Consider the following 25,025-nt stretch of genomic DNA (forward strand, 5'->3'; position numbering starts at 1 on the left):
GGGGATGACGGGATGACAGGATATCGATCATGCTCGTCCTGATCGGCATCCTGATCATCATCGCGGGCTTCCTACTCCGCTTCAATCCGTTGCTCGTCATCATGGCCTCGGCGCTCGCGACCGGTCTTGCCGCAGGGCTCGACGTCACCGCGATCATCGCCGCCTTCGGCAAGGCGTTCAACGACACGCGCTATGTCTCGATCATCTGGATCGTCCTGCCCGTCATCGGCCTGCTCGAAGCCTATGGTCTGCAACAACATGCCCGCACGCTGATCGCCCGGATGAGGGGCGCGACGCTGGGGCGCCTTCTGACCGGCTATCTGCTGCTGCGTCAGGCGATGTCGGCGGCGGGCCTCACCTCGGTCGCGGGCCATGCGCAGACCGTGCGTCCGCTCGTCGCCCCGATGGCCGAGGCCGCCGCCGACGCGCAGAATCCCGCGCTCAACGATGACCAGCGCGAGGAGATCAAGGCCTATTCGGCCGCCACCGACAATGTCGGCCTGTTCTTCGGCGAGGACATCTTCCTCGCGATCGGCTCGATCCTGCTGATGAAGGGCGTGCTCGAAGGCTATGGCTATGTCATCGAGCCGCTGCACTTCTCGCTTTGGGCGATCCCGACCGCCATCGCCGCCTTCTTGATCCACGGCTTCCGGCTTCGCCGTCTCGAACGGCGCATGGCCGCACCGGCGGAGCGCGGCGCATGATCACGCTCGGCCACGTCTATATCCTCGCCGGCCTCACCTTCGCGCTCTTCGCCGCGCTCGGTGCCCTCGATCGCAGCAACCCCAAGCGTTTCGGCAATGCCGCCTTCTGGGGCTTGCTCGCGCTGTCGATGCTCGCGGGCGACCGGCTCGGCGACTTCTACAACGGGCTGCTCGTCCTCGCGCTCGTCGCCATCGCCGGCGCCGGACAGATCGGCCGCGCGCCCGGCGGCGAAGTTCCTGCCGAGGTGCAGGCCGAACGCGCCACGAAATACGGCAATTTCCTCCTCCTCGTCGCATTGATCATCCCGGTGGTCGCGCTCGTCGGGACTTTTCTGTTCAAGGAAATTCCCGGCCTCGCCGATCCCAAGCAGGCGACGCTCATCTCGCTCGCGATCGGGGTGCTGATTGCGCTCGCGGTCGGCATGGCGCGTCTCAAACCGCCCGCCCTGCTCCCGCTGCAACAGGGCCGCCGCCTGCTCGACTCGGTCGGCTGGGCGGCGATCCTGCCGCAGATGCTCGCCAGCCTCGGCGCGGTCTTCGCACTCGCGGGCGTCGGCGACGTCGTCGGCGGGCTGATCGGCACCGCCATTCCGCAGGGCAGCCTGTTCGGCGCGGTGCTCGCCTTCGGACTCGGTATGGCGCTCTTCACCATGGTGATGGGCAACGCCTTCGCCGCCTTCCCGGTAATGCTTGCGGCGGTCGGCATGCCTTTGCTCATCAAGCAGTACGGTGGCGACCCCGCGGTGGTCGCGGCGATCGGCATGCTCGCGGGCTTCTGCGGCACGCTGATGACCCCGATGGCGGCGAACTTCAACCTCGTCCCCGCCGCCTTGCTCGAACTCAAAAACCCCTATGGGGTAATCAGGGCGCAGATCGGCACCGCGCTGCCGCTGCTGGGCGTGAACATCGTCTTCATCTACCTGTTTGCTTTCTAAGATCCTCCCCATCGCGAAGCGTTGGGGAGGGGGACCGCGCCCGTAGGGCGTGGTGGAGGGGTTATACGTCAGCGCCATTACCCCTCCGTCAGCGGCTACGCCGCTGCCACCTCCCCATCGCTTCGCGTGGGGAGGATCGTCTCGACTTCGCTCGATGCAAACGGATAAGAGGATCGCATGCACCTCACCCCCGACCACGCCGCCCGCTTCGCGACCGCCACCCTGTCGCACCTCGGCCGCGAATATCCGTACAAGATGGACCATGTCCTTGCCGGCCCCGAGGACGCCCGGCCCCCGCGCGATTTCCATCCGATCTTCCACGGCAGCTTCGACTGGCACAGCTGCGTCCACGGCTGGTGGCAGATCCTCCGCCTCGCGCGCCGCTTCCCCGATCTTCCGATCGCCGCCGACATCCGCGCCCGCGCCGATGCGATGCTCGTGCCCGACAAGGTCGCGGGTGAACTCGTCTATCTCGCGCGCGCCACCGCGACCGGCTTCGAACGTCCCTACGGCTGGGCCTGGCTCCTCGCGCTCCACGCCGAGGCCGAACGTCACGACGCCCCCTGGGCCGCCGCGCTCGCACCGCTCGCGCTCGCCTTCGCGCAGCGCTTCCACGCCTTCCTGCCCAAGCTCACCTATCCGCTGCGCGTCGGCACCCATTTCAACATTAGCTTTGCGTTGCTCCTCGCGCGCCACTGGGCCGAAGCCCGCGACGCCGATCTCGTCGCCCTGATCGACACCCGCGCCCGCGACTGGTTCGGTGGCGACCGCAACTGTCAGGCATGGGAACCCGGCGGCGACGAATTCCTTTCCTCCGCACTCACCGAAGCGCATATGATGTCGGTCGTCCTTGGCGATGATTTCGCCGCATGGTTCGACGCCTTCCTGCCCCGCGCCGCCGGGCAGCAGCCCGCGACGTTGTTCACCCCCGCCACCGTCTCCGATCGCAGCGACGGCAAGATCGCGCATCTCGACGGCCTCAATCTCAGCCGCGCCTGGTGCTGGCGCGCGATTGCGAGCGCGCTCGGCCCCGCGCACCCCGTCAGTCCCGCCGCCGAAGCCGCGGCGCGGCACCACCTCGACGCCGCGCTCCCGCACGTCACCGGCGACTATATGGGCGAACATTGGCTCGCGAGCTTCGCGCTGCTCGCGCTCGACGGGCTCTAGCCGCCCGTACCCAGCCAGCGCCGCATCGCGCGCATGTCGGCGACCTCGGCGTCCATCGCGTCGCCGCCGCGCTGGACCAGCCAGCGCCAGCCATGATCGGCCATACGCACCGGATAAGCGGGCCACACACGCCAGCTGTCGACCGGCACGCCCGCATAGTGCGCGACGATATGCCGCGGCGGAAAGGCGCGGCCCCAGGCAAAGGCCGCCTTGCCGCGCTTGCCCCCCGCCTCGGCGATCTGCGTCGCGAAACCGCGCTCGGCGCGCGCGCCCATGTCCTGCAGCATCAGCGCCTCGGCCGCCGCGACCAGCCGCTCGGGCAGCGGCGCCGGATCGGGATCATCAACCACCCGCGCGCCCATATATTTCGCCATCAGCGCGAACAGCAGCCGCGCACCACCCGTCCGTCCCTGCGCCGCCGCATCGGCCCAGAAGCGCGGCCAGTCGATCGCCGCCGTATCGATCGCGGCGGCGAGGTCGCACAGCACCTGCGGCCCGGTGTCGAACGGCTGGCGGCCATAGGCCGCATGGACGACCAGATGCAGCAGGGTGTCGGTCGGATCGAGATAGGCGATCTCGACCGGCCCGGCTTTCGCCCGCACCCCCCGCGCCAGCAGCCCCGCCGTCGTCGCCGCGACCGCGTCGCGATCCTCACCGGGGACCGGGTTGGTCAGCCGCCAGTGCAGTTCGAACGCCACCTTTTGCGGCCCCCAGTGCAGTGGCGGCAGATGCTTGTGATGCGCGCGCGCATAGTCGATCGGCGTATGCGAAACCGGCCCCGGCACCGCCCCGGCCGCGATCATCGCCGCGTACAGGCGCACCGCATCCGCCTCGCCGAGCAGCAGGTCAATGTCGCGCATCGGGCGCAGCGCCGGCTGCGGATAGGCCTGCCAGGCAAGCCAGGCGCCCTTCAACGCCGCATAGTCCAGCCCCGCGTGCCCGGCCAGCGCGCCCACCTCGCCCAGCGCCTGCTGCATCGCCAGCGCCCGCGCCGCCGCCGCCAGCCATCCGCGCGCCCAGCGCGCTTTCAGCGTCTCGGGCACCGGCCAGTCGCTCCCGCGCCCCGCCATCTGGCGGTGGAGCAGCGACGCCAGCCGGTGCTGTTTCGCCATGTCCCCGATCACCTCCCATTCGGCGTCGGACAGCGCCGCGAGCATCGCGCGGTCGGCGCCGCGCACATCGGCGAGCATGTCGAGCAACAGCCGCGCCAGCCCCGCGCGCGCCGTCATTCGGCCGCCTCCGCCCGGGGTACGACCCGCCCGTCCTCGATCCGCACCAACTGGTCGGCCAGGTCGAGCATGGCCTGCCGGTGCCCGATGATCACCAGCGTCACCGCGCCGTGCAGTCCGGCGATCGCCTTGCGGATCGCCGCCTCGTTCGCGGGGTCGAGCGCGCTCGTCGGCTCGTCGAGCACCAGCAGTTCGGGCGACAGCAGCAGCGCCCGCGCCAGCGCGATCCGCTGGCGCTCACCGCCCGACAATGTTTGCCCGCGATCGCCGACCAGCGTGTCGATCCCCCGCGGCAGCGCAAAGACGAAATCGGCCGACGCTTTCGCCAGCGCCGCGCGCAACGCCGCCTCTTCGGCTTCCGGCGCCGCCCACAACAGATTGTCGCGGATGCTGCCGCCGAGCAGGAAGGGCTGCTGCTGGACATAGGCGACCGAACGCCGCCACAATTGCCGCGTCGGTCCCGCGATGACGACATCGTCGACGCGCATTTCGCCCGTGTCGGGCGACAGCAGCCCCATCAGGATGTCGGCCAGGCTGCTCTTGCCCGCGCCCGAAGGCCCGACGATCGCCGTCGTCGTGCGCGCCGGCAGCACCAGGTCGATCTCGTGCAACGCGGCACCTTCGCGCCCGGCATAGGTGAAACCCGCGCCGCGCAGCGTCACCGCGCGCGCCAGCGCCAGCGGCGGCGCATCGGCGGGCGCGCCGGCTTCCGCCACCGACGCCGTCTCGCGGCGCAGCGCCTCGGTCTCGGCCATCGCCGCCGCGGCGTGCAGCCAGCTGTGCCAGCTTTGCTGGATCACCCCCAGCATCGGCACCAGCCGTGCAAAGACCAGCAGGATCGGCAGCATCGCCGCCAGAGGCAGTTTCAAGACCGCCAACCCGACATAGACGAGCGCCGCCAGCAACGCCCCGCCGCCCAGTTGCAGCGCGATGCGCCCGTGGCTCGCGCTTGCCGCATAATCGATCTGCTGCCCGCGCAGCGTCCTGAGCACTGAGGCAAAGCGCGCGCGCTGGCGCGCCTCGCCGCCCAGCATCTTGGTGATCCGCACCCCGTCGAACCCTTCGACGATCTCGGCCTGCAACCCCTTGTTCGCGCCGCCGAGCAAGCGCCCGAGTTGCACCGCGCGGCGCCGGTGTCCGGCAAAACCGAACAGGATCAGCGCCCCGCCCAGCGTCGCCACCAGCGCCACCTGCCAGGACAGCAGATAGGCCGCCGCCAGATAGGCGATCGCGGTCACCAGCGTCGCCGCCAGCGTCATCAATTGCTGGAACGCCGCCCCGATCCGCCCGATGTCGGTGATCAACAGGCTGGCATGATCCGATGCGCGCCGCGTCGCCAGCCAGCGCCACTCGGCCGACACCAGCCCCGCGAACAGGCTCTCGCGCATCCGGTCGACCAGCATGTGCTGCAGTTCGAGCGCCTTCATCGTCTGCGCATGTTTTACATAAGCGCGCAGCAACAGCAGCGCGAGGAAGACCAGCACGACCTGCCCCAGCGACACCGTGCCGACCAGGCCGTGCAGCAGCTCGCCGACCCGCCCCGGCGCGCGCATGCCGCCGGCGTCGACCAGCGCCAGCATCGGCACCAGCATCATGATGCCGACCCCCTCGGTCAGCGCCGCGGCGATCATCAAGGCCATCACCACGACCAGCTGGCGCCGGTCGGCGCTCGCCAGCATCGCGCCGAGCAGCGCGCGCGGCCGGATCGAAGCCACGGGTTCAGACAAAGGCCGCCACCTCGATCAGCGCCGGATCGACCGGATAACCGGCGATTCTTTGCCCCGACGCGTCGAGCCAGGCATGGGCGGGCGGCGTATCGGGATCGATCTTCACCGCCTCGCGGTGGTCGCGCCACACCCCCAGGTGCAGCGTCGCCGCGATCCCCCGGCGCTTCAGCATCGCGCGCGCCGCGATCGCCTGCGGCAGGCACACCGCCTCGACGGGCAGGCGCCCGGCGGCAAAGCGCACCGCCCAGCTCACCATCGTCGCGGCATCGTCGGGGCGTTCGCGCGGCGCCGGCGGTACCAGCGCGCCCGGCGAAACCGGCGTACCGAGCCAGCGTGCGACGCGGCGAAAGGGCAGCGTCGCAACCGCGATCCGCGCGCCGAGCAGCAATATACTCGCCTCGGCGACCAGCAACCCGCGCCGCCCGCCCAGCCGCCACGCGCTCGCCAGCTTGCGCCGCGCAAGGGCGATCCGCCCGGTCATGCGCCGAGGTCGACGAACAAATATCCCGCCGCATTGAGCCGGATCAGCAATTGCTCGAGTTCGCGCCGCGCGGCGTCGTCCAGCCCGGCGGCGAGCGCGTCGAAGGCAACATCGCCGTCGCTCGACAGCCGCCCGAGCACCGCACCGACCGCCACGCTGCACGGAAAGAAGTGCTCGCCGATCTCGATCCCATGGTCGCCGCTCACCGCATCGCGAACCGCCGCGAAGGCGCGCCGGCTCGCGATGCGCAGCCGGCTGTCGCCGCCGATCCGCGCCATCTTGCCCGCCGCGAACTGCGGCAGGGTGAAGACCGGGCGCGCCACCGGCGCCGCGCGCTGCTCGGCCAGAAAGGCTTCGGGCGGATGCGCGGCGTGCAGCGCCTGCATCGCTTCGCCCAGGTCTCGCCAATAGGCTGCGGTCGCCTCGGCGCCGCGCGCCGCCGGCCAGTCGGCACGGAACAGCGGCGATCCGGTCGCCTTGCCGACCAGCCAGCGCATATAATCCTGCCCCGTCGGTGGCGACAGCGCGATCGTCAGGTGCAGGCTCGGCTCGTCGACCGGGGTCGCGACATGCCACCAGCCGCGCGGGATATAGAGGATCGCGCCCTCTTCCAATATCGCGTCATGGACCGGATCATCGCCCTCCGCGGGCGGCGGCACGGTCTCGCCGCGCGCCGGGTGGTCACGCGTCGGCCGCTGGACCCGCCAGTGCTTGCGTCCCGCGACCTGCAGGATGACGACGTCGTGATGGTCCCAATGCAGGTCGAACCCATGGTCGGCGCGCCACCCCGCATACAGGTTGACGTTGCAACGCACGCCGAGTTCGTCCGCCATCCGGTCGGCGAGCGCACCGATCCGCGCCACCATCTCGTCGACGAAGCTCAAGACCAAGGTCGCGCCCTGCGCCAACTGCGCGGTGACCGCGCCGGCATCGAGGCGGCGGTTCGGCCCCGTCATATCGACGAATTTTTCGGCCGGCACGTTTTTCCCGGTCTTGACCAGTTGCAGGCGCGGCGGCTCCAGCCGCTGCGTCGCCAGGATATGGTTGATCTCGTCCCAGCCGATCAGCGCCGCGAAGCGCCCCGCCTGCCCCGGCCAGGCGCGAAACGCGCGGTTCCAATATCCCTCAAGGAATTCGCAGACGCTCAACGGGGTGACCAACGCCGCCAGCGACGGCGGCGCGGCATCGACCTCGCCGGAAGACGGCAAAGCGCCAACCTCGCGGGTCATCTGCCCCTGATCCTGATCCGCCATCGAAACACTCCCCCGGGTCCGGCCGCGTCCCCACCGGCACCACCACGATCTTAGCCAGCGCGCGCCAAAGGTTCAATGCGGCCCTGCGGCGCGAAGCACCTGTGTCCCAAAGCGAAATCGGGGTGACTTTACCCTTGTCGCGGGGCGCAACGCGCGCCAGAACGACCCGGCAATTGCGGGGGCAATTTTCATCCCATGGCCGTCATCGTCACAAAGCCTGCCAATGTCCGCGACCTCGGCCCGGTCGACGCGACCGCGCTCGCCGCGCGTGTCGCCGCGATTTCGGAACGCGTCTGGGCCGGCGAGGACGCGCGCAAGGAAAATGACTTCGAGGTCTTCCACCACACGCGCCACATCATCTTCCGTTTCACCCCGGGCAATCGCGAACCCGAAGACCATTATGACAATCCGGCATGGATGGTCTGGCGGCCGCTGCTCCAGCCGGTGATGGACGCCGCGATCCGGCCCTATGGTTTCGCCGATCCCGCCTTTCCAAAGGCGATGCTCGCGCGGCTCCAGGCCGGGCAGAAAATCGACCTCCACCGTGACGGCGCCGGATCGAACCTGCGCACCCACAAGATCCATGTGCCGCTGATCACCAATCCGGGGGCCTTTTTTCTCAGCGGCCCGAACCGCCACCATCTCGGCCTCGGCCATGCGTGGGAGGTCAACAATATCGCGTCGCACGGCGGGGTTAACGAAGGCGACGCCGACCGTATCCACTTCATCTTCGAAGTGTTCGACCGCGCCGCGACGGCGCCATTGGGGGCCGGGGCCGAAGCCGCGACGACCGCATGACCCAGAGTCATTTTTACCGCCACTACGGCTTCACGCTGCGCTCCGACCTCGCGCTGCCACACTTGCTGCCCGGCGATGTCGCCGCCCCGATCGACATCGAGATCCGCCTCGGTCCGATCGCCGACGACCGGCTGGCCGAGGCGATGCATTTTCGCAACTGGCGCGCCGAACCGGGCGAAATCCTGTTTCACGCCTTCGGCATCGGCCGGTTGCTGATCGCCGGCGGCACGTCGATCACCGTCGACCGCGAAGCCGGGGCGACCGATGCCGCGCTCGTCTCGATCATCCTCGGCACCGGCATTTCGGCGCTGCTGATGCAGCGCCGCATCCTGCCGATGCACGCCTGCTCGATCGCCAGCGACAGCGGTGCGATCCTCGTCATCGGGCGCTCGGGCGCGGGCAAGTCGACGCTGCTCGGCGGGCTGATGGCGGCGGGCTGCACGATGCTTGCGGACGATGTCACCGGGGTCACCGTCGACGATGCCGGCGCGACCGCGATCCCCGCCTTTCCCGCGATGCGGCTGTGGACCGACAGCCTGTCGCTGCTCGACCGTGACGACGACGACAAGATCCAGGTTCGCGAGGATATCGAAAAATATTATGTCGCGGTCGACCGCTTTCGCAAAGACCCGATGCCGGTGCACGCGGTGGTGCTGCTTCAATCGCACAGCGGAACCGGCGTCCTGACGCGCCCCGTGCTGATGGGCAACCGGGTCGAAGCGCTCGCCCGCTATGTCCATCGCAAGAAATTCCTGCGCGGCCTCGGTCTCCAGCCCTGGGGCTTCGACGCGGTGGTAAAGCTCGCCGGGTCGATCGACATGGTCGCGATCGGTCGCCCCGCGACCGGCGCGACCCCGGCGGGCATGGCCGATGCGGTGATCGAATATTTCGGCCTCGCCCCCGCGCTTCAGCCGACGCCATAGCGCGTCATGCCCGGCTCGATCGTCTGGCTCGCTTCCTATCCCAAATCGGGCAACACTTGGCTGCGCGCGATGCTCACCCACCTGCTCGCCGCGCCGGGCGATGATGTCTCGGTCAATGCGCTCGCCGGGGCGCCCGAGGGCGGCGACCGCCACGCGCTCGACGACGCCTGCGCCATTTCCTCGGCGGAGATGAAACCCGCCGAACTCTTGCACTATCGCGCGCTGCTCCACCGCCAGATGGCGGCGGAGAATGCCGCGCCCTTCTTCGTTAAGACGCACGACCAATATGCGCTGGGGCCGGGCGACACCGCGCTCTTCCCCGCCGACGCCAGCCGCGCCGCGATCTACATCGTTCGCAATCCGCTCGACGTCGCCCTCTCCTTCGCACACCATAACCAGCAGGATGTCGACACGACGATCGCGCGGATGGCCGACGCCGATTCGACACTCAACCGGTGGCCCGACCGGATCAGCGATTTCCTGCCCGTCCATCTCGGCCGGTGGAGCGACCATGTCGCGGGCTGGACACAGCAGGATGCGATCCCGCTCTGCCTGCTGCGTTACGAGGATATGCTGACCGACCCCGCAGCCGCGCTTGCGCGCGCCGCCGCCGCCGCGGGCCTCGATGCTGCGCCCGCCGCGATTGCCGCCGCGGTCGCCGCGAGTCGTTTCGACCGGCTGCGCGATCGTGAGGCGATCGAGGGCTTTTCCGAAAAGCCCGCCAACATGCCCAACTTCTTTCGCGCCGGGCGCGCCGGCGAATGGCGCTCGGCGCTGACCGCCGCCCAGGTCACGCATATCGTCGCCGATCATCGCGGCCAGATGGCGGCGCTCGATTATCTTCCCGCGTCAATGGCTTGACGCGTGGCGGCGGCGCTCGCTATCGCATCTGCGGGGATTTTGGGGGGCAGGACATGACGGTCGCACTAACCGGCAACACCTTGATCACGCGCAATCCGTCGATACTCTTCAACGACTTCGACGACGGGCTGATGATGATGGACATCGACAGCGGCAATTATTTCGACGTCGACTCGGTCGGCGGACGGATATGGGCCTTGCTCGATTCGCCAGCGACGCTCGACACCATCTGCGATTCGCTGGTCGCCGAATATGACGTCGAACCCGGGACTTGTCGCACCGAAACCATTGGATTCGTCCAAGAACTTGCCGGCAAGGGGCTGGTCACGCTGCGTCCCTCCTAAACCATTGGTAGACGGGCCGTTTACCTTGACTGGTCAGCATTTTTGTCTCATCATGGCCAAGTAAATCGCCAGTCAGTGAAAAGCATCTGCGGGCGAACGGTGGGACCGATATCAAATAGGGGGATTCTGATGACCAAGACCGTGGAAAAGCATGTGCCGCGCAAGGATTGGCAAAAGCCGGAACTGCGCTCGGTCGTGCCGGCGGCGCGCACGCGTGGCGGCGGCGGCGGCCCCAGCCCCGATCCGGACGATACCTTCTACGACGCGTCCTGATTCGCGCCACTCCAGTTCAGAGATGGAAATAGTGGTTTGGCCCTGCATCGCGGGGCCAAACTGCTTGCGCGTGAATTTGTTCGTGCGCTTGACGCCTTCGGGCGACGGCGGCACGATCGGCGCCGGCGCCCCCGCGTCCTGACGGGATCGACTATCGGCCGTGCATCGCTTCTGTGGCATCATCGATCGTTCGGCGTCCGCCGCACCCTCCATCGCCGATAGCGCCGTGGTTCGGGCCGCGCTCGGGGCGGCCAGTGTCGCCAACAGCCTCGCTACGGCAAGCTTCGCCGCGCTCGCGACCGCGAAACAGGCGCGATCCATCGACGCACTGCATATCGCCGACGACCTCATCGTCGTCGCCGACGCGCGGATCGACGGCCAGGCTGACCTGCGTGCCGCGCTCGCCGATCTCGCGCCGCCCGCCAATACCTCCGCCGCCGCGCTGATCGCTGCCGCCTGGCGCCGCTGGGGGGCCGACTGCCCGCTGTTCCTCTATGGCGATTACGCCTTCGTGCTGCACGATCGGGACAGCGGCACCAGCTTCGCCGCGCGCGACCATGTCGGCGCCCGCCCCTTTTTCTATGCGCTAACCGGCGACTGCCTCGCTTTTGCCAGCGACCCCGCAGCGCTGCTCGCGCTCCCCGGCGTGCCCGACGACCTCGACGAGGATTTCATCGCCTCGATCCTCATCCATCGCAAGTTCCAGCCGATGGGTCGCAGTTTCCAGCGCGCGGTCCGCCGCCTCGAACCCGGCCACCGCCTGTTTTTGGTGGGCGGCGACGCGCGCCTCGACCGCTGGTGGACCCCCGAAAAGATCGCCGTCGACGACCGCGCCGACGACGCCGCGACCATCGCGCGCTACCGCCAACTCGTCGAGCAAGCGGTGACCGATCGCCTCGCGGGCGCCACGCGGTTCGCGGTGCATCTCAGCGGCGGGCTCGACAGTTCGCTCATCGCCGCGGTGGCTACACCCGAACTGCGCGCCCGCGGCCTCGCCGATCCGCAGGGCTACAGCTGGCATATCGTCGATCCCGACGCCGACCCCGACAGCGAACCCGGCTGGAGCGAAGCGATCCGCGCCCGCCTCGGCCTTCAGCTGTATGCCCCCACCCTCTCGACCGACGAGATGGCGGCGCTGTTCACGCAGGACTGGACCCGCGGCCCCGACATCCGCAACCTGCTCCACGAGGCAGCGATCCAGCGCGACGCCGCGGCGCGCGATGTCGAGGTCATCCTGTCGGGCTGGGGCGGCGACGAAGCCGCCTCGTACAATGGCCGCGGCTATCATCCCTGGCTCTTTGCCACCGGCCGCTGGGTGACGCTCTATCGCGACGCCAGCCGGCCCGGCGTCAGGGCGGGGCTGCGCACCATCTATCACGCCGCGCGCCGCACCGTGCGGACCTTTCGCCCGCAGCTGCCGCTGCGCTGGCGCCCGCTCGCGGGGCACAGCCTGGCCGATCCCGCCTTCGTCCGCCGCGCCCGCCTGCTCCCCATGAAGGTGACGCGCGAGTTCGGCGTCCGCCGCACCCAGCATACGCTGCTCCGCTACAGCGCGACGACGGGGCGGCTCGAGGACTGGGCGATCAGCGGCGCGACACGCGGCATCGACTATCGTTTCCCGCTGCTCGACCGCCGCCTGCTCGAATTCATCTACAGCCTGCCGCCGCGCATGTTTCGCCGCGGCGCGATGCGGCGCTGGCTGATCAAGCAGGCCAGCGACGGCCTGCTCCCCGACGTCGTGCGCCTCAACAACAGCAAGACCGAACCGCTACGCGTCGCCTGGATCGACAAGGCGCTCGGCGAAACCATGGTGCTGATCGGCGACCGCATCGCCGCGAGCGATCCCCCGCCCGCCCGCGCCCGCTACATCGACATGGCGCGCCTCGAAAAGCACGTCGCCCGCGCCCGCCGCACCGGTTCGGGCCGCGACCCGGCGCTGCGCCTCGCGCTCCAGTTCCTCGACACGCCATGATCCTGTCGTTCAGCCGCCGCTTCGCCTTCGTCGCGATCCCGAAGACCGCGGGTCATGCACTGCGCACCGCGCTGCGCCCGCTGCTCGCGGTGAACGACTGGGAACAATGCACGTTGTTCGACAAGCGCTATTTCCCCGTCGCGCCGCTCGCCGCGATCGGCCACGGTCACCTCGGCTATCGCGACGTCGCGCCCTTCCTGCTCCCCGGCCAGTGGGACGGCCTCACCAGCTTCGCGGTCGTCCGCTCGCCCTTCGACCGCTTCCTTTCCTATGCCCGCTTCGCCTGGCGGAACGGCGACGCGATGGTCCGCGACCCGCTCGGCACGATGAAGGCGGCGCTTACCGATCCCGCGCGCCGCGCGCATATCCTGCTCCGCCCGCAGCAGGAGTTCGTCTGCGACGACGAAGGCCGTGTCCGCACCACCCTGCTCCTCCGCCACGAAGATCTGGCGGCCGAGATGACCCGGCTGTCGGCGGCCCTCGGCGCCCCGCTGCCGCCGCTCGAGGCGGTCAATGTCTCGCCCGAACGGGCGGGCGCCGCACTCGACGCCGAACTCGCCGATCTCATCCGCCACCATTATGCCCGCGACTTCGCGCTCTTCGGTTACGATCCAGCCGCCGCGCCATGACCATAACGACGCTCGTCACCGTCTCCTCGCCCGATTTCCGCATCGGCACCGAAGTGATGCTCGCGAGCTTCCTCGCGCATAATCGCTGGTTCGCGGGCGACATCCTCGTCCTCCACAGCCGCCTGCCCGGCGCCGACCAAGCCGCACTCGCCGCGTCCTTCCCGCGCCTCGTCTGCCGCACGGCGAACCCGCCCCTCGCCGCCGCGATCGATACGCTCACTGCCGCGCACCCGCATCTCGCAGCGCGCCGCGACCGTTTCCTCAGCCTCGAAACCCTGCTCCTGCCGGCGACCGGCAGGCTGCTCTTCGCCGACAGCGACCTGCTGTTCCGCGGCGATATCGCGCCGCTGCTGGACCGCGACGCCGCACTCGTCGCCTGCCCCGATGCCGCGATGCTGCGCGGCAATGTCCGCGACGCCGACTCTCTGGCCGAGGTCGCCGCCGGCGAAACCGCGCCCGCCAGCTTCAACGCCGGGCTGCTCGTCTACGACCCCGTCGCCGCCGGCCCCGGCGTCGCCGCCGCGCTCTGGCCGCTGCTCGATCCCGCCGGCTGGGCGCGCATCGCCTCGCAGCACACCGACCAGGCGGTGTGGAACCTGCTGTTGCGTGACCGCGTCCATCTCGTCGGGACGCGCTGGAACCTGATGATCGGCCACCGCGCCGCCAGCTTCGCGCACGAACCCGTCGCACTCGCCGACGCCCGCGTCCTCCACTTCAACGGCGGCGCCAAGCCCTGGCGCCCCGATCGCCACGCCGCCGCGATCGCGCGCGACCCCGAATATGCCGCCGCCGTCCGCCTGTGGGCCGCGGCGCGCGCCGACTGGCTGCGGGCGCGGCCATGATCGACGGCGGCGAAGGCGCGATAAGGCGCCACCTCTTCCTGCTCGCCCCCAACAACAGCGGCTCGACCTTCCTTGCCGGGGCGCTCGCCGGCTGCGCCCGCGCCTGGTCGCTGCCGCGCGAGGGCCAGCATGTGACGGGTTTCCATGGCCCCAGTTCGCGCGGCACCGGCACCCGCCTGCTGTGGGCGGCCACGCCGGCGGCGATCGCGACCTTCCGCGACCCCGCCGCTTACGACTGGGACCGCACCCGCCGCGCCTGGCATTTCCACGCCCGCACTGCCGATGCCGAGGCCGACACGCTGGTCGTCGCCGCGCCGCCCTTCCTGCTCGTCGCCGACCGGCTCGCGGCAGCGTTTCCCGACGCCGCTTTCCTGATCATGGTCCGCAATCCCTATGCCGTCGCCGAAGGCATCATCCGCCGCGGCGCCGACGCCGGCCCGGTGGCGCCGGGCGACAGCCTCGCAACCACCGCCGCGCGCCACATCGTCGCCGCTCTCGCGGCGCAGGCCGCCAACCGCGCCGCACTCGGCGCGCGCACGACCTTCTTCACCTATGAGCAGATGTGCCGCACCCCCGCCGCCGTCGCGGCCCGCATCGCCGGCCTCGTCCCGGCTTTCGCCGACCTCGAACTCGACCGCTCGCTTCCGGTGAAGGGCCGCTACAACGAAGTGCTGCGCGACATGAACGCCGATCAGATCGCCCGGCTCACCCCTGCCCAACTGGCTGATCTCAATCGGGTCTTCGACGATCACCGCGACTTGCTGAACGGCTTCGGCTACGACAGGATCGGGGCATGACCGACACCCCGCGCCGCCCCCTGTGGATATTCCTCCACGTCCCCAAATGCGGCGGCACGACGCTGAAGGCGCATCTCGAACGCCATTTCGCCATGGACGAGCAGCTGGTCGAATTTTCCAACTGGGGCCGCCGCTACCGCAAGGAACAGGGCCGGCCCGAATTCGAGGATCGCCCGGCCGAAGAGCGCGCCCGCGCCGAAATCCTTGCTGGGCACCAGCTCGACTACGGCATTCACCGCCTCGTTCCTGGGCTGCGCGAGCCGCGCTATTTCACTGTCGTCCGCGACCCCGCCGAACGCTGCGTCTCGCTCTATAATTTCCGCTGGAGCCGCGGCCACGCTCCCGACGATTTCGACGATTGGTATATGAACTGGTACCGCCCCGAACAGTCGGACTATATGGTGCGCTTCTTCGCGCAGCGCCTCTATGGCGCCGACCTCCCCGCCGATCCCGAACAGCAGCTTGCGATGGCGCAGCGGCTGCTGGAGCTGTGCTGGTTCGCCACCACCACCGATCGCTGGAACGAGGGGCTCGACTTCCTGTCGGCCGCCATGGGCATCCCCGCCGACTGGGACCATTATCGCGCCGCCGGACGTTCGATCGAGCTCCCCGCCTCGCACCCGTCGCGAGGCGAAGTGGTCGCGCGCCGCGTCGCCCTCGACGATGCGCTGCGCGCACGTATCCATGCCGACTCGCCCGGCGACGTCCGCCTCGTCGACTGGGTCCGCGCCCGACGCTGGCCGCTCGCCGATTGACAGCGCCCGTCGCCCGCGCAACAGACGCGATCAAGGGGAGAATGGGATCGTGACCGCGAAAATGCTGCGCCCGACATCGTTCGACGTCGCCGAGCGTGCGGGCGTGTCGCAATCGACCGTCTCGCGCGCGCTGCGCGGCAGCCCCGGGGTCAATGCCGAAACCCGCGCCCGCGTCTCGGCGGCCGCGCGCGAACTCGGCTATGTCGTCGACCGCCACGCCTCCAGCCTGCGCCTGAAAAGCAGCGAGACGATCGCGCTCGTCACCATCTGCCGCCCCGGCGAAGATCGCAGCGCGATCAACCCCTTCTATTTCGCGCTGCTCGGCAGCATTGCCGAGGCGACGTCGGCGCGCCGCTTCAACCTGCTCGTCAGCTTCCAGGAAAGCCCCGCCAATTTCCGCGCCGATTTCGTCGCCTCGGGGCTCGCCGATGCGATGATCGTCATCGGCACCACCAGCAACGACGCGGCGTGGGATTATTTCGGCGCCGCGCAGGCCTCGGGACTCGACTTCGTCTGCTGGGGCAGCCCGGGCGATCCCTTCCACTGGATGCGCAGCGACAATGACGCCGGCGGGCGCCTTGCCGCCGAACATCTGATCGCGACCGGCCGCCGCCGCGCCGCTTTCATCGGCCCCGCCGATTCGGCACAGCGCCAGTTCGACGAACGGCGCGAAGGCTTTTCCGCCGCACTCGCCGCGCATGCTATCGACCCGGTCGTCTGGGCGGCCGCGCCCGCCGCCGACCGCCATGCCCAAGGCGTCGCCGCCGCACATGCCTTGCTCGCCGCGCATCCCGACACCGACGCGATCTTCGCCGCCAGCGACATGCTCGCGCTCGGCGTGCTCCAGGGCCTCAAGGAAATCGGGCGCCGCGTGCCCGAGGATGTCGCGCTGATCGGCTTCGACGGCATCCGCGCCGGCACCCTCGCCGATCCCGCGCTCACCACGCTCGAACCCGATCTCGAGGCCGCCGGCGAGGCGCTCGTCGCGATGGCGCTCGAGGATGACGAGCATGTCCGCGACGGCACGCGCGTCCCGGTCCGCCTCGCGGTGCGCGGCAGCGCCTGACGGCGTCAACGGTTCACCGCTTCGTCACTTTCCCACTGCCCTCGTAACGGCTTATTATCCCTGATCTTGTTACGCTGCGTGCGAGAGGCAGTAAGCGTTTGTCGGGTCAGTTTTTCATTTCCCTGCTCAATCCGGGCATCGGCCTGTTGCTGGCGGGCGCCTTCCTGCTGCTCTGGCTCTACCGCCGCGAATATCGCTACCTCCTCGCCGCCGCCGCCGGCCATGCGATCACCGCCGCCGCCTTCCTGGTCCAGGATCTTGGCCCGGTGCTGCCGATGGAGTTGCAGCGGATTCCCGCCAATTTCGGCTATCTCCTCGCCGGTTGCCTGCTCGTCGGCGCGATCATCGCCCATTATCGCGTCGCCGTGCCGCGCCGCACGATGGCGGTCATCTGCACCGTGTCGATGGCCATCTTCCTCTGGTTCCTGCTCGTCGATCCCAGCATAGTCGGGCGCATCTATGCGATCAGCTTCGCGCTCGGACTGATCGCGCTGATGATTCCCGTCTGCCTGCGCCGCTTGCCCAAACGGCACATCGTCGATCATATCTTCTTCTGGCTCGGCATCGTCTGGGCGCTCAACTACACGCTGCGACCGTTGCTCGTCCTCGGGGTCACCGGCGACATCGTCAATTATGTCGGCTTCCAGCAGTCGGTCTATTGGACCACCGTCCAGTTCACCCAAGCGATCTGCTCGGTGCTGTCGGCGATCACGCTGATGGTCGCGGTGGCGATCGACCTGATGGCCGAACTGCGCGAACAGGCCGACGGCGACCAGCTTTCGGGCCTGCTCAACCGGCGCGGGTTCGAGGCGGAGGCGGGCGCCGCGGTGCGCGCCTGCGCCGACCAGGGGCGGCCCGCCGCGCTGCTCATCGCCGACATCGACCATTTCAAGGCGGTCAACGACAATCACGGTCATGCCGCTGGCGATGCGATCATCGCCGCCTTCGGCGCCCATCTTCGCGCGGCCGGCCCTGCCGGGACGATCGCCGGCCGCATCGGCGGCGAGGAATTCGCCCTCTTGCTGCCCGGCAGCGGGATCGAGACGGCACGCGCGCTGGCCGAGGCGGTTCGCACCGGCATGACTATCGCGTGCCAGCCCTGCCTCCCCGGCGCGACGCCGCCGACGACAAGCATCGGGCTGGCGGTCGCCGTGCCCGGCGCCGGCCTGTCGCAGCTGATGCGCGACGCCGACCAGGCGCTCTACGAAGCCAAGCGCGCCGGACGCAATCGCGTCCGCGCCTTTACCCCGGCACCGGTTCGTATCGCCACCGCGTCCTGACACGGCGGGCATCCGCTTGGGCTTCACACCTATGGCACCGGCGGCGGCAAAGCCGGGCTTTCGCGGCGGGCAGTTTTTTGTGCGTTGCACACTAAACTAGCATATACTAATATGACTTAGTATAAAGTCGAAAGGTCATTCCCATGCGTATGTTCGTCACCATTGCGCTTCTCGCCGTCGCCACGCCCGCCCTCGCCGTCGAAACCGCTACGCTGCCGGCCGAAGCGACCACCGCGCTCGAACGCGCGCCGAAGGAAGGCGAAGTCCTGCGCGACACCAGCGCCCGCATCGTCGGCAAGGTCTACAAGGTTCAGGCGTCGGGCAACCTCCTCGCGATCGTCAACCGCGAGACCGTTCGCATCCCCGCGAGCACGCTCAGCATCGTCAACGGCAAGCTGGTCACGACGCTCAGCAAGTCGGAGGCGCTCAAGCAGAAATAATCCGGACCTGCGTCGCCGGAAGGCTCTCCCCTCTCAACGCTGCTCCGGCTCGCAGGTCACGGCTTCGACCGCGTCGCCGCCCAAATTGGCGGTGATGCGGTCGAGCATCGCGTGGAGCAGCGCCTGCTCTTGCGTGTCGAAGCCTGCCAGCGCCGCGGCTTCCTCCGCAGCACCGATCCGCGTCAATTCACCGATCAACGGTTCGATCGCGTGGGTCAGCCAGATGCGGTGCGCGCGCCGGTCCGCGGGATCGCGGCGTCGCTCGACCAGTCCCGCCTCGACCAGCTTGTCGATCGATCGGCCCACGGTCACCTCGCCGACCTCCAGCAGTTCTGCAACCTGCCGCTGCGTCGCGCCGGGGCGCCGCCGCACGCAGGCGATCGTCTGCCACTGCGCGCGCGTCAGCCCCAACGGCTGGACACGCCGGTCGAAGCGCAGCCGCAGCATGCGCGACAGCTTCATCACCTTCATTCCCAGCGCCTTGTCGTCGTCGACCGCCTGCACGCGCGCTCCTTCCCCCGATCGCGCGACTGTCGCCGACAAGGCAGCGAAGCGCAAGCGCTGAAGGCAGGAGGGGGTGCCCGTCGCGCGCGGGCAGGATGCCGCCCCGTCGCACCGATTCGCGGTACCCCTCAGTATTGAATCATTTATTTCTCAACCGGTTTCAGTATCTTCTCCAATAATAATCCAATCTTTACGCCTGTCTGGTCTGATAAGCGCGGGGACCAGGGGGAATTTTATGTTCAGCGTCCTCGAATGCGTGGTGTATCAGCATGACCTGTGGCTGGTCCTTGTCGCCGCGCTCGTCTGCGTCCTCGGCAACATCTGCCTCTTCGTCGTCCTCAACCGCTCGACCTTCTGCATCGAGACGCGCCGCCGCCACTGGCTCGTCGTCGCCGCGGTCGCGCAGGGGGTCGGGGTCTGGGCCACCCATTTCGTCGCGATGCTCGCCTATCGCGGGGCGATGCCGATCCGCTTCGACGGCTCGCTCACTCTGCTCTCGGTCGCGATCGCGATCGGCTTCTTCTGGGTCAGCTTCCGCTGGCTCGGCAAGGCGCCGACCGCCGCGCGCTGCGCCATCGCCGCCGCGGGCGCCGCGGTCGGGGTCGCCGCGATGCATTTCACCGGCATGGCGTCGATCATCGCCCCGGCGCACGTCTCCTATGCCGTCGCCCCCATCCTCGTCTCGCTCGCCGTCTCGTGGCTCTGCTTCTGGGCGTCGTTCGTCGCCTTCGCACGCAGCAGCGGGTGGCGCCGCATCGCCCTTCCCGCCAGCCTCGCGGTGCTGGCGATCGTCGCGCTGCATTTCACCGCGATGTCGGCGACCACGCTCGTCCCCGATCCGACGCGCGGCGACGCGCTCGGCGCCGCGGTCACCCGCGACTGGCTCGTCCCCGCGATCGTGTTCGCCAACCTCGCGCTCGTCGCGCTCGCGCTCACCGGCTCGTTGATCGACCGCTGGCTCACCGATGCCCACGGCCTCGCCGAAGCGACGCTCGAGGCGCTCGCGATCACCCACGACGGCCGCATCGTCGAGGTCAACCACCAGCTCGGCGATCTGCTCGGGGTCAGCGCCGGCGCGATCCTCGGCAGCGCGCCGGGCGACTGGTTCGTCCGCCTCGACGGGTCGCCCTTCGCCGCCCCCGACGGTCCGTCGGTGGAGGCGCGGCTGCGCGGCAGCGCCGACGAGGACCAGATTTTCGAGATCGGCACCCGCACGATCGAATATCGCGGCCGCAGCTGCCAGGTGCTCGCGATCCGCGACCTCTCCGATCGCAAACGGGCGCAGCGCGCGATCGAGCATCTCGCCTCGCACGACGCGCTCACCGACCTCGCCAACCGCACGCAGTTCGCCGTCGCGCTCGACGACGCGATCGCCGCCGACGCCCCCTTCGCGCTGCTCGCGCTCGACCTCGACCGCTTCAAGGCGGTCAACGATATCTTCGGCCACGCCGCGGGCGACGCGGTGCTGCGCCGCGTCGCCGATATCCTGCGCGCCGCGGTGCGCGGCGACGACATCGTCGCGCGCGTTGGCGGCGACGAATTCCTGATCATCCAGCGCGCGGTCTCCGCCCCCGACGACGCGCGCCGGCTGGCGACCCGCATCCTCGAAGCCCTCGCCGAGGAAATGGATGTCGCACGCGATCCGATGGCGGTCGGGGTCAGCATCGGCGTCGCGCTCTTCCCCGCCGACGGCGCCGACGCCGAGACGCTGCAGCGCAACGCCGACACCGCGCTCTACCGCGCCAAGAACAACGGCCGCGGCACCGCCGCCTTCTTCGACCAGGAGATGGACGAGGTCGCGCGCGAACGCCGCGCGCTCGAACACGACCTGCGCCACGCGATCACCCGCGGCGAGCTGCGCCTCGTCTTCCAGCCGCTCGTCGCCACCGCCTTCGGCTCGGTCGTGGGTTACGAGGCGCTGCTACGCTGGGACCATCCCGAGCGCGGCGAGGTGCCCCCCGACGATTTCATCCCGATCGCCGAGGAGATCGGCGCGATCGTCCAGATCGGCGAATGGGTGCTGCGCCAGGCGTGCGATACCGCCGCCACCTGGCCCGACAATATCTCGATCGCGGTCAATGTCTCGACGATCCAGTTCCAGGTCCCCAACCTGCCCGGACTGGTCCGCGAGGCGCTGCGCGAATCGGGGCTCGACCCGCACCGGCTCGAGCTTGAGATCACCGAGACCGCCTTCCTGCGCAACCGCCAGAGCGCGCTCAAGGCGCTCCACGCGATCCGCGACATGGGGGTGCGCGTCGCGATGGACGATTTCGGCACCGGCTATTCGTCGCTCTCGAACCTCAAGGCCTTTCCCTTCGACAAGATCAAGATCGACAAGAGCTTCGTCTCGGCGATCGACGATGACGATGCGGCGCGCTCGATCGTCCGCGCGATCATCGGCCTGGGGCGCAGCTTCAACATGCCGATCGTCGCCGAGGGGGTCGAGACCGCGGCGCAGCGCCAGATGCTGCTCGACGAGGGCTGTCCGCAGGCGCAGGGCTATTATTTCGGCCGCCCCGCCGAAAATCCCTATGCCGAGGGCGCTCCGCCGCGCGAGGCGCAATCGGACGGCTGAGCCGCCCGCGCACCCGCCTGCCACACCGCATAGCTTCACGCCCGTTAACCCCGTCCTCGAACAGATTGTTCTGACGTAACGCTCCAGATTGCCCGGGGTCGCGGGGGCCGATCCTGTACGGGGAATTCACCATGTGGAAAATTCGGCTGATCGACGACACAAGGGCCGCGACCGCCATCGAATATGGACTGATCGCGGCACTGATCGCGGTCGCCTGCATCATTGCCTTTCAGATGCTCGGGCTCAGCCTCGCCAATATCTTCACGATGATCGACGATGCCTTGAACGGACGATAACGAGGCATACTCCTCTGCCACCCCCTTGCATTTCCCCGCCCCCGGCGTAAGGCCACGCCAACAATAACCGCGCGCGCGACTCCCTTCGGCCCCGCTCTCCCGCTCGGTCCGTCGGACGGTCTTCCCCCGCCGCGCCTACAGGGGACTGCTGCACCATGACGACCACCGGCAACGACACGCTTGGAACTCGCTCGACGCTCGACGTCGGCGGCAAAAGCTACGCTTATTATTCGCTCGACAAGGCCGCGGCGAAGCTCGGTGACGTGTCGCGGCTGCCCTTTTCGATGAAGGTGCTGCTCGAAAATCTGCTGCGCTTCGAGGATGGCGGCTTCACCGTGTCGACCGATGACGTGAAGGCGCTGGTCGACTGGCAGAAGGACCCGCATTCGAACCAGGAAATCCAGTATCGCCCGGCGCGCGTGCTGCTCCAGGATTTCACCGGCGTTCCCTGCGTCGTCGACCTCGCCGCGATGCGCGACGCGATCGCCAAGCTTGGCGGCGACACGACCAAGATCAACCCGCTCGTCCCCGTCCACCTCGTCATCGACCACTCGGTGATGGTCGACGAATTCGGCACCCCCAAGGCGTTCGAGCAGAATGTCGAGATCGAATATTATCGCAACGGCGAGCGTTACGACTTCCTGAAATGGGGATCGAAGAGCCTCGACAATTTCAAGGCGGTCCCCCCGGGCACCGGCATCTGCCACCAGGTCAACCTCGAGCATATCGCGCAGGCGGTGTGGTCGAGCGCCGATGCGACAGGTGAAACCGTCGCCTATCCCGACACCTGCGTCGGCACCGACAGCCACACGACGATGATCAACGGCCTCGGCGTGCTCGGCTGGGGCGTCGGCGGGATCGAAGCCGAAGCGGCCATGCTCGGCCAGCCCGTGTCGATGCTGATCCCCGAAGTCGTCGGCTTCAAATTCACCGGCAAGCTCAAGGAAGGCGTCACCGCGACCGACCTCGTGCTCACCGCGACCCAGATGCTGCGCGCCAAGGGCGTCGTCGGTCGCTTCGTCGAATATTTCGGCCCCGGCCTCGCCTCGCTGTCGCTCGCCGACCGCGCGACGCTCGCCAATATGGCGCCCGAATATGGCGCGACTTGCGGCTTCTTCGGCGTCGACGACAAGACGATCGATTATATGCGCCTGACCGGCCGCAGCGACGAAAATATCGCGCTGGTCGAGGCCTATGCCAAGGCGCAGGGGCTGTGGATCGTCGAGGGCGCGGCGGACCCGGTGTTCACCGACACGCTCGAACTCGACCTCGGCACCGTCGTGCCGTCGCTCGCCGGGCCGAAGCGTCCGCAGGACCGCGTCTCGCTCCCCGACGTCGACGATGTGTTCAACGCCGACATGGCGAGCGTCTATAACAAGAAACAGACGCGCGTTCCGGTCGAGGGCAAGGATTTCGACATCGGCGATGGCGACGTCACCATCGCCGCGATCACCAGTTGCACCAACACTTCGAACCCCGGCGTGCTCGTCGCCGCCGGGCTCGTCGCGAAGAAAGCCGATGCGTTCGGGCTGAAGCCCAAGCCGTGGGTCAAGACCAGCCTCGCCCCGGGGTCGCAGGTCGTCACCGACTATCTGGTCAAGGCCGGGCTGCAGCAGCATCTCGACAATATCGGCTTCAACCTCGTCGGCTATGGCTGCACGACTTGCATCGGCAACTCGGGCCCGCTCGCCGAGCCGATTTCGAAGGCGATCAACGAAAATGGCCTCGTCGCCGCGGCGGTGATCTCGGGCAACCGCAACTTCGAAGGCCGCGTGTCGCCCGACGTGCGCGCGAACTTCCTCGCCTCGCCGCCGCTCGTCGTCGCCTATGCGCTGAAGGGCACGGTGATCGAGGATTTCACCACCACCCCGATCGGGCAGGACCAGCAGGGCAAGGACGTGTTCCTCGCCGACATCTGGCCGACCAATCTCGAGGTCGCCGAGGCCGTCGCCGGCGCGGTCGACCGCGACATGTTCGTCGCGCGCTACGCCCATGTCTACAAGGGCGACGAGCATTGGCAGAAGATCGAGGTTGAAGGCAGCGACACCTATCAGTGGCGTGCCGGGTCGACCTATGTCGCCAATCCGCCGTACTTCGAGGGCATGACGATGACCCCGGCGCCGGTGAAGGACATCATCGACGCCAAGCCGCTCGCGATCCTCGGCGACAGCATCACCACCGACCACATCTCTCCGGCGGGCAGCATCAAGGCGGACTCGCCGGCCGGAAAATGGCTGATGGAACATCAGGTTAACAAGGCCGACTTCAACAGCTACGGCGCCCGCCGCGGCCACCACGACGTCATGATGCGCGGTACCTTCGCCAACATCCGCATCAAAAACGAAATGGTCCCCGGCATCGAAGGCGGCATGTCGCGTTACGGTTCGGAGGTCATGCCGATCTATGACGCCGCGATGCGCCACAAGGCCGACGGCACCCCGCTCGTCGTCATCGCGGGCAAGGAATATGGCACCGGCTCGTCGCGCGACTGGGCGGCGAAGGGCACCAATTTGCTCGGCGTCCGCGCGGTGATCGTCGAAAGTTTCGAACGTATCCATCGCTCGAACCTCGTCGGCATGGGCGTGCTGCCGCTGCAGTTCCAGGATGGCGACACGCGCGAAACGCTGGGGCTGACCGGCGACGACATCTTCACCATTACCGGCGTCGCGGACCTCAAGCCGCGCCAGACGGTCACGGTGAACGTCACCCGCCCCGACGGCTCGACCTTCGCCTTCGACACGCTCTGCCGCATCGATACCGCGAACGAGGTCGAATATTATATGAACGGCGGCATCCTGCACTATGTGCTGCGCAAGCTGGCCGCTTAAGGACTAGGCGAGGACGATGGGCACCTTGATCCCATTCGTCCTCGGACTGCTGCTTGGGGTCGCGCTGACCCTCTTCCTGATCCGCAAGGGTCAGGGCGACCAGCGCGACCTGACAGCGCCACCACGTCCTGCACCGCGCCCCATGGTCCACGTCGGCGACGAACGGATCAGCGATGACGAAATCCTCGACCTCATCCGCCAGAACCGCAAGATCGAGGCGATCAAATTGATGCGCGAAAAGACCGGGTTGGGGCTTGCCGAAGCCAAGGATGCGGTCGAAGCACTCGAACGGGGCATGCGCTGAACGGCCGTCCCCGAAACAGGCGGCGCAAACGGCCGCGAAGGG

General features: G+C 68.6%; 25 protein-coding genes. 20 read left to right on the plus strand and 5 right to left on the minus strand.

Annotated features, from left to right (window positions below; genetic code table 11):
- Nucleotides 1-29: 29 nt before the first annotated feature.
- The 3 genes from AC07U1_RS01705 to AC07U1_RS01715 all read left to right on the plus strand — a co-directional run bounded on the left by AC07U1_RS01705 (nucleotide 30) and on the right by AC07U1_RS01715 (nucleotide 2,806).
- The gene (locus tag AC07U1_RS01705) at nucleotides 30-704 is read left to right on the plus strand and encodes a DUF969 domain-containing protein (protein ID WP_495178716.1); all 675 of its coding nucleotides are present in this window, start codon (nucleotides 30-32) and stop codon (nucleotides 702-704) included.
- Nucleotides 701-1,639, plus strand: a complete 939-nt coding sequence (locus AC07U1_RS01710; RefSeq protein ID WP_495178717.1) for a DUF979 domain-containing protein — start codon at nucleotides 701-703, stop codon at nucleotides 1,637-1,639. Before AC07U1_RS01705 ends, AC07U1_RS01710 begins: the two co-directional genes overlap by 4 nt.
- Before the next feature lie 177 nt (nucleotides 1,640-1,816).
- On the plus strand, nucleotides 1,817-2,806 hold the full coding sequence (locus tag AC07U1_RS01715; RefSeq protein ID WP_495178718.1) for a DUF2891 domain-containing protein: 990 nt from the start codon (nucleotides 1,817-1,819) through the stop codon (nucleotides 2,804-2,806).
- Here the strand turns inward: AC07U1_RS01715 and AC07U1_RS01720 are convergent.
- Genes AC07U1_RS01720 through AC07U1_RS01735 form a run of 4 tightly spaced genes read right to left on the minus strand, consistent with a single transcriptional unit; the run spans nucleotide 2,803 to nucleotide 7,496 of the window.
- Complete coding sequence (locus AC07U1_RS01720) at nucleotides 2,803-4,035, minus strand: nucleotidyltransferase family protein (RefSeq protein ID WP_495178719.1); 1,233 nt, start codon at nucleotides 4,033-4,035, stop codon at nucleotides 2,803-2,805. The genes AC07U1_RS01715 and AC07U1_RS01720 overlap by 4 nt on opposite strands.
- The gene (locus tag AC07U1_RS01725) at nucleotides 4,032-5,762 is read right to left on the minus strand and encodes an ATP-binding cassette domain-containing protein (protein ID WP_495178720.1); all 1,731 of its coding nucleotides are present in this window, start codon (nucleotides 5,760-5,762) and stop codon (nucleotides 4,032-4,034) included. The genes AC07U1_RS01720 and AC07U1_RS01725 overlap by 4 nt, the downstream gene beginning before the upstream one ends.
- Nucleotides 5,755-6,243 (minus strand): lasso peptide biosynthesis B2 protein, encoded by a 489-nt coding sequence (locus tag AC07U1_RS01730; protein WP_187139008.1) that lies wholly within the window; start codon nucleotides 6,241-6,243, stop codon nucleotides 5,755-5,757. The genes AC07U1_RS01725 and AC07U1_RS01730 overlap by 8 nt, the downstream gene beginning before the upstream one ends.
- Complete coding sequence (locus AC07U1_RS01735; protein WP_495178721.1) at nucleotides 6,240-7,496, minus strand: cupin domain-containing protein; 1,257 nt, start codon at nucleotides 7,494-7,496, stop codon at nucleotides 6,240-6,242. The genes AC07U1_RS01730 and AC07U1_RS01735 overlap by 4 nt, the downstream gene beginning before the upstream one ends.
- Nucleotides 7,497-7,691: 195 nt before the next feature.
- Between AC07U1_RS01735 and AC07U1_RS01740 the strand changes: the two genes are divergently transcribed.
- The 13 genes from AC07U1_RS01740 (at nucleotide 7,692) to AC07U1_RS01800 (ending at nucleotide 18,476) form a co-directional block, all read left to right on the plus strand.
- A complete protein-coding gene (locus AC07U1_RS01740; protein WP_495178722.1) occupies nucleotides 7,692-8,294 on the plus strand; it encodes an aspartyl/asparaginyl beta-hydroxylase domain-containing protein in 603 nt (200 codons plus the stop codon).
- On the plus strand, nucleotides 8,291-9,217 hold the full coding sequence (locus tag AC07U1_RS01745) for a hypothetical protein (RefSeq protein ID WP_495178723.1): 927 nt from the start codon (nucleotides 8,291-8,293) through the stop codon (nucleotides 9,215-9,217). Before AC07U1_RS01740 ends, AC07U1_RS01745 begins: the two co-directional genes overlap by 4 nt.
- Nucleotides 9,218-9,223: 6 nt before the next feature.
- Entirely contained in the window at nucleotides 9,224-10,078 is an 855-nt protein-coding gene (locus AC07U1_RS01750) for a sulfotransferase domain-containing protein (protein ID WP_495178724.1), read from the plus strand.
- A gap of 53 nt (nucleotides 10,079-10,131) precedes the next feature.
- On the plus strand, nucleotides 10,132-10,422 hold the full coding sequence (locus AC07U1_RS01755) for a PqqD family peptide modification chaperone (RefSeq protein ID WP_492736031.1): 291 nt from the start codon (nucleotides 10,132-10,134) through the stop codon (nucleotides 10,420-10,422).
- 129 nt (nucleotides 10,423-10,551) lie between these two features.
- On the plus strand, nucleotides 10,552-10,695 hold the full coding sequence (locus AC07U1_RS01760; protein WP_156377568.1) for a hypothetical protein: 144 nt from the start codon (nucleotides 10,552-10,554) through the stop codon (nucleotides 10,693-10,695).
- 160 nt (nucleotides 10,696-10,855) lie between these two features.
- The gene (locus AC07U1_RS01765; RefSeq protein WP_495178725.1) at nucleotides 10,856-12,667 is read left to right on the plus strand and encodes an asparagine synthetase B family protein; all 1,812 of its coding nucleotides are present in this window, start codon (nucleotides 10,856-10,858) and stop codon (nucleotides 12,665-12,667) included.
- Nucleotides 12,664-13,296 (plus strand): sulfotransferase family 2 domain-containing protein, encoded by a 633-nt coding sequence (locus AC07U1_RS01770; RefSeq protein ID WP_495178726.1) that lies wholly within the window; start codon nucleotides 12,664-12,666, stop codon nucleotides 13,294-13,296. Before AC07U1_RS01765 ends, AC07U1_RS01770 begins: the two co-directional genes overlap by 4 nt.
- Nucleotides 13,293-14,138, plus strand: a complete 846-nt coding sequence (locus tag AC07U1_RS01775; protein ID WP_495178727.1) for a glycosyltransferase — start codon at nucleotides 13,293-13,295, stop codon at nucleotides 14,136-14,138. The genes AC07U1_RS01770 and AC07U1_RS01775 overlap by 4 nt, the downstream gene beginning before the upstream one ends.
- Nucleotides 14,135-14,935, plus strand: coding sequence for a sulfotransferase (locus AC07U1_RS01780; protein ID WP_495178728.1), 801 nt, complete (start codon nucleotides 14,135-14,137; stop codon nucleotides 14,933-14,935). The genes AC07U1_RS01775 and AC07U1_RS01780 overlap by 4 nt, the downstream gene beginning before the upstream one ends.
- The gene (locus AC07U1_RS01785) at nucleotides 14,932-15,690 is read left to right on the plus strand and encodes a sulfotransferase family 2 domain-containing protein (RefSeq protein ID WP_495178729.1); all 759 of its coding nucleotides are present in this window, start codon (nucleotides 14,932-14,934) and stop codon (nucleotides 15,688-15,690) included. The genes AC07U1_RS01780 and AC07U1_RS01785 overlap by 4 nt, the downstream gene beginning before the upstream one ends.
- 49 nt (nucleotides 15,691-15,739) lie before the next feature.
- Nucleotides 15,740-16,756, plus strand: a complete 1,017-nt coding sequence (locus tag AC07U1_RS01790) for a LacI family DNA-binding transcriptional regulator (RefSeq protein ID WP_262408157.1) — start codon at nucleotides 15,740-15,742, stop codon at nucleotides 16,754-16,756.
- Between the two features lie 98 nt (nucleotides 16,757-16,854).
- Nucleotides 16,855-18,036, plus strand: coding sequence for a GGDEF domain-containing protein (locus AC07U1_RS01795; RefSeq protein ID WP_495178730.1), 1,182 nt, complete (start codon nucleotides 16,855-16,857; stop codon nucleotides 18,034-18,036).
- Nucleotides 18,037-18,179: 143 nt separating this feature from the next.
- On the plus strand, nucleotides 18,180-18,476 hold the full coding sequence (locus AC07U1_RS01800; RefSeq protein WP_495178731.1) for a hypothetical protein: 297 nt from the start codon (nucleotides 18,180-18,182) through the stop codon (nucleotides 18,474-18,476).
- A 33-nt stretch (nucleotides 18,477-18,509) separates the two neighbouring features.
- Here AC07U1_RS01800 and AC07U1_RS01805 read toward each other — a convergent pair whose 3' ends face one another.
- Nucleotides 18,510-18,980 carry a MarR family winged helix-turn-helix transcriptional regulator gene (locus tag AC07U1_RS01805; protein WP_187139021.1) on the minus strand — a complete coding sequence of 157 codons (471 nt, stop codon included), beginning with the start codon at nucleotides 18,978-18,980 and terminating at the stop codon, nucleotides 18,510-18,512.
- A gap of 235 nt (nucleotides 18,981-19,215) precedes the next feature.
- Here AC07U1_RS01805 and AC07U1_RS01810 point away from each other — a divergent pair, with 235 nt between their 5' ends.
- The 4 genes from AC07U1_RS01810 to AC07U1_RS01825 all read left to right on the plus strand — a co-directional run bounded on the left by AC07U1_RS01810 (nucleotide 19,216) and on the right by AC07U1_RS01825 (nucleotide 24,983).
- Nucleotides 19,216-21,555 (plus strand): bifunctional diguanylate cyclase/phosphodiesterase, encoded by a 2,340-nt coding sequence (locus tag AC07U1_RS01810; RefSeq protein ID WP_495178732.1) that lies wholly within the window; start codon nucleotides 19,216-19,218, stop codon nucleotides 21,553-21,555.
- Between the two features lie 131 nt (nucleotides 21,556-21,686).
- The gene (locus tag AC07U1_RS01815; RefSeq protein WP_495178733.1) at nucleotides 21,687-21,851 is read left to right on the plus strand and encodes a Flp family type IVb pilin; all 165 of its coding nucleotides are present in this window, start codon (nucleotides 21,687-21,689) and stop codon (nucleotides 21,849-21,851) included.
- A gap of 155 nt (nucleotides 21,852-22,006) precedes the next feature.
- Complete coding sequence (gene acnA / locus AC07U1_RS01820; protein WP_495178734.1) at nucleotides 22,007-24,679, plus strand: aconitate hydratase AcnA; 2,673 nt, start codon at nucleotides 22,007-22,009, stop codon at nucleotides 24,677-24,679.
- Between the two features lie 16 nt (nucleotides 24,680-24,695).
- Nucleotides 24,696-24,983 (plus strand): ribosomal protein L7/L12, encoded by a 288-nt coding sequence (locus AC07U1_RS01825; RefSeq protein WP_495178735.1) that lies wholly within the window; start codon nucleotides 24,696-24,698, stop codon nucleotides 24,981-24,983.
- Nucleotides 24,984-25,025: the final 42 nt, after the last annotated feature.

This window comes from Sphingopyxis sp. GW821-FHT02C12, from assembly GCF_059421785.1.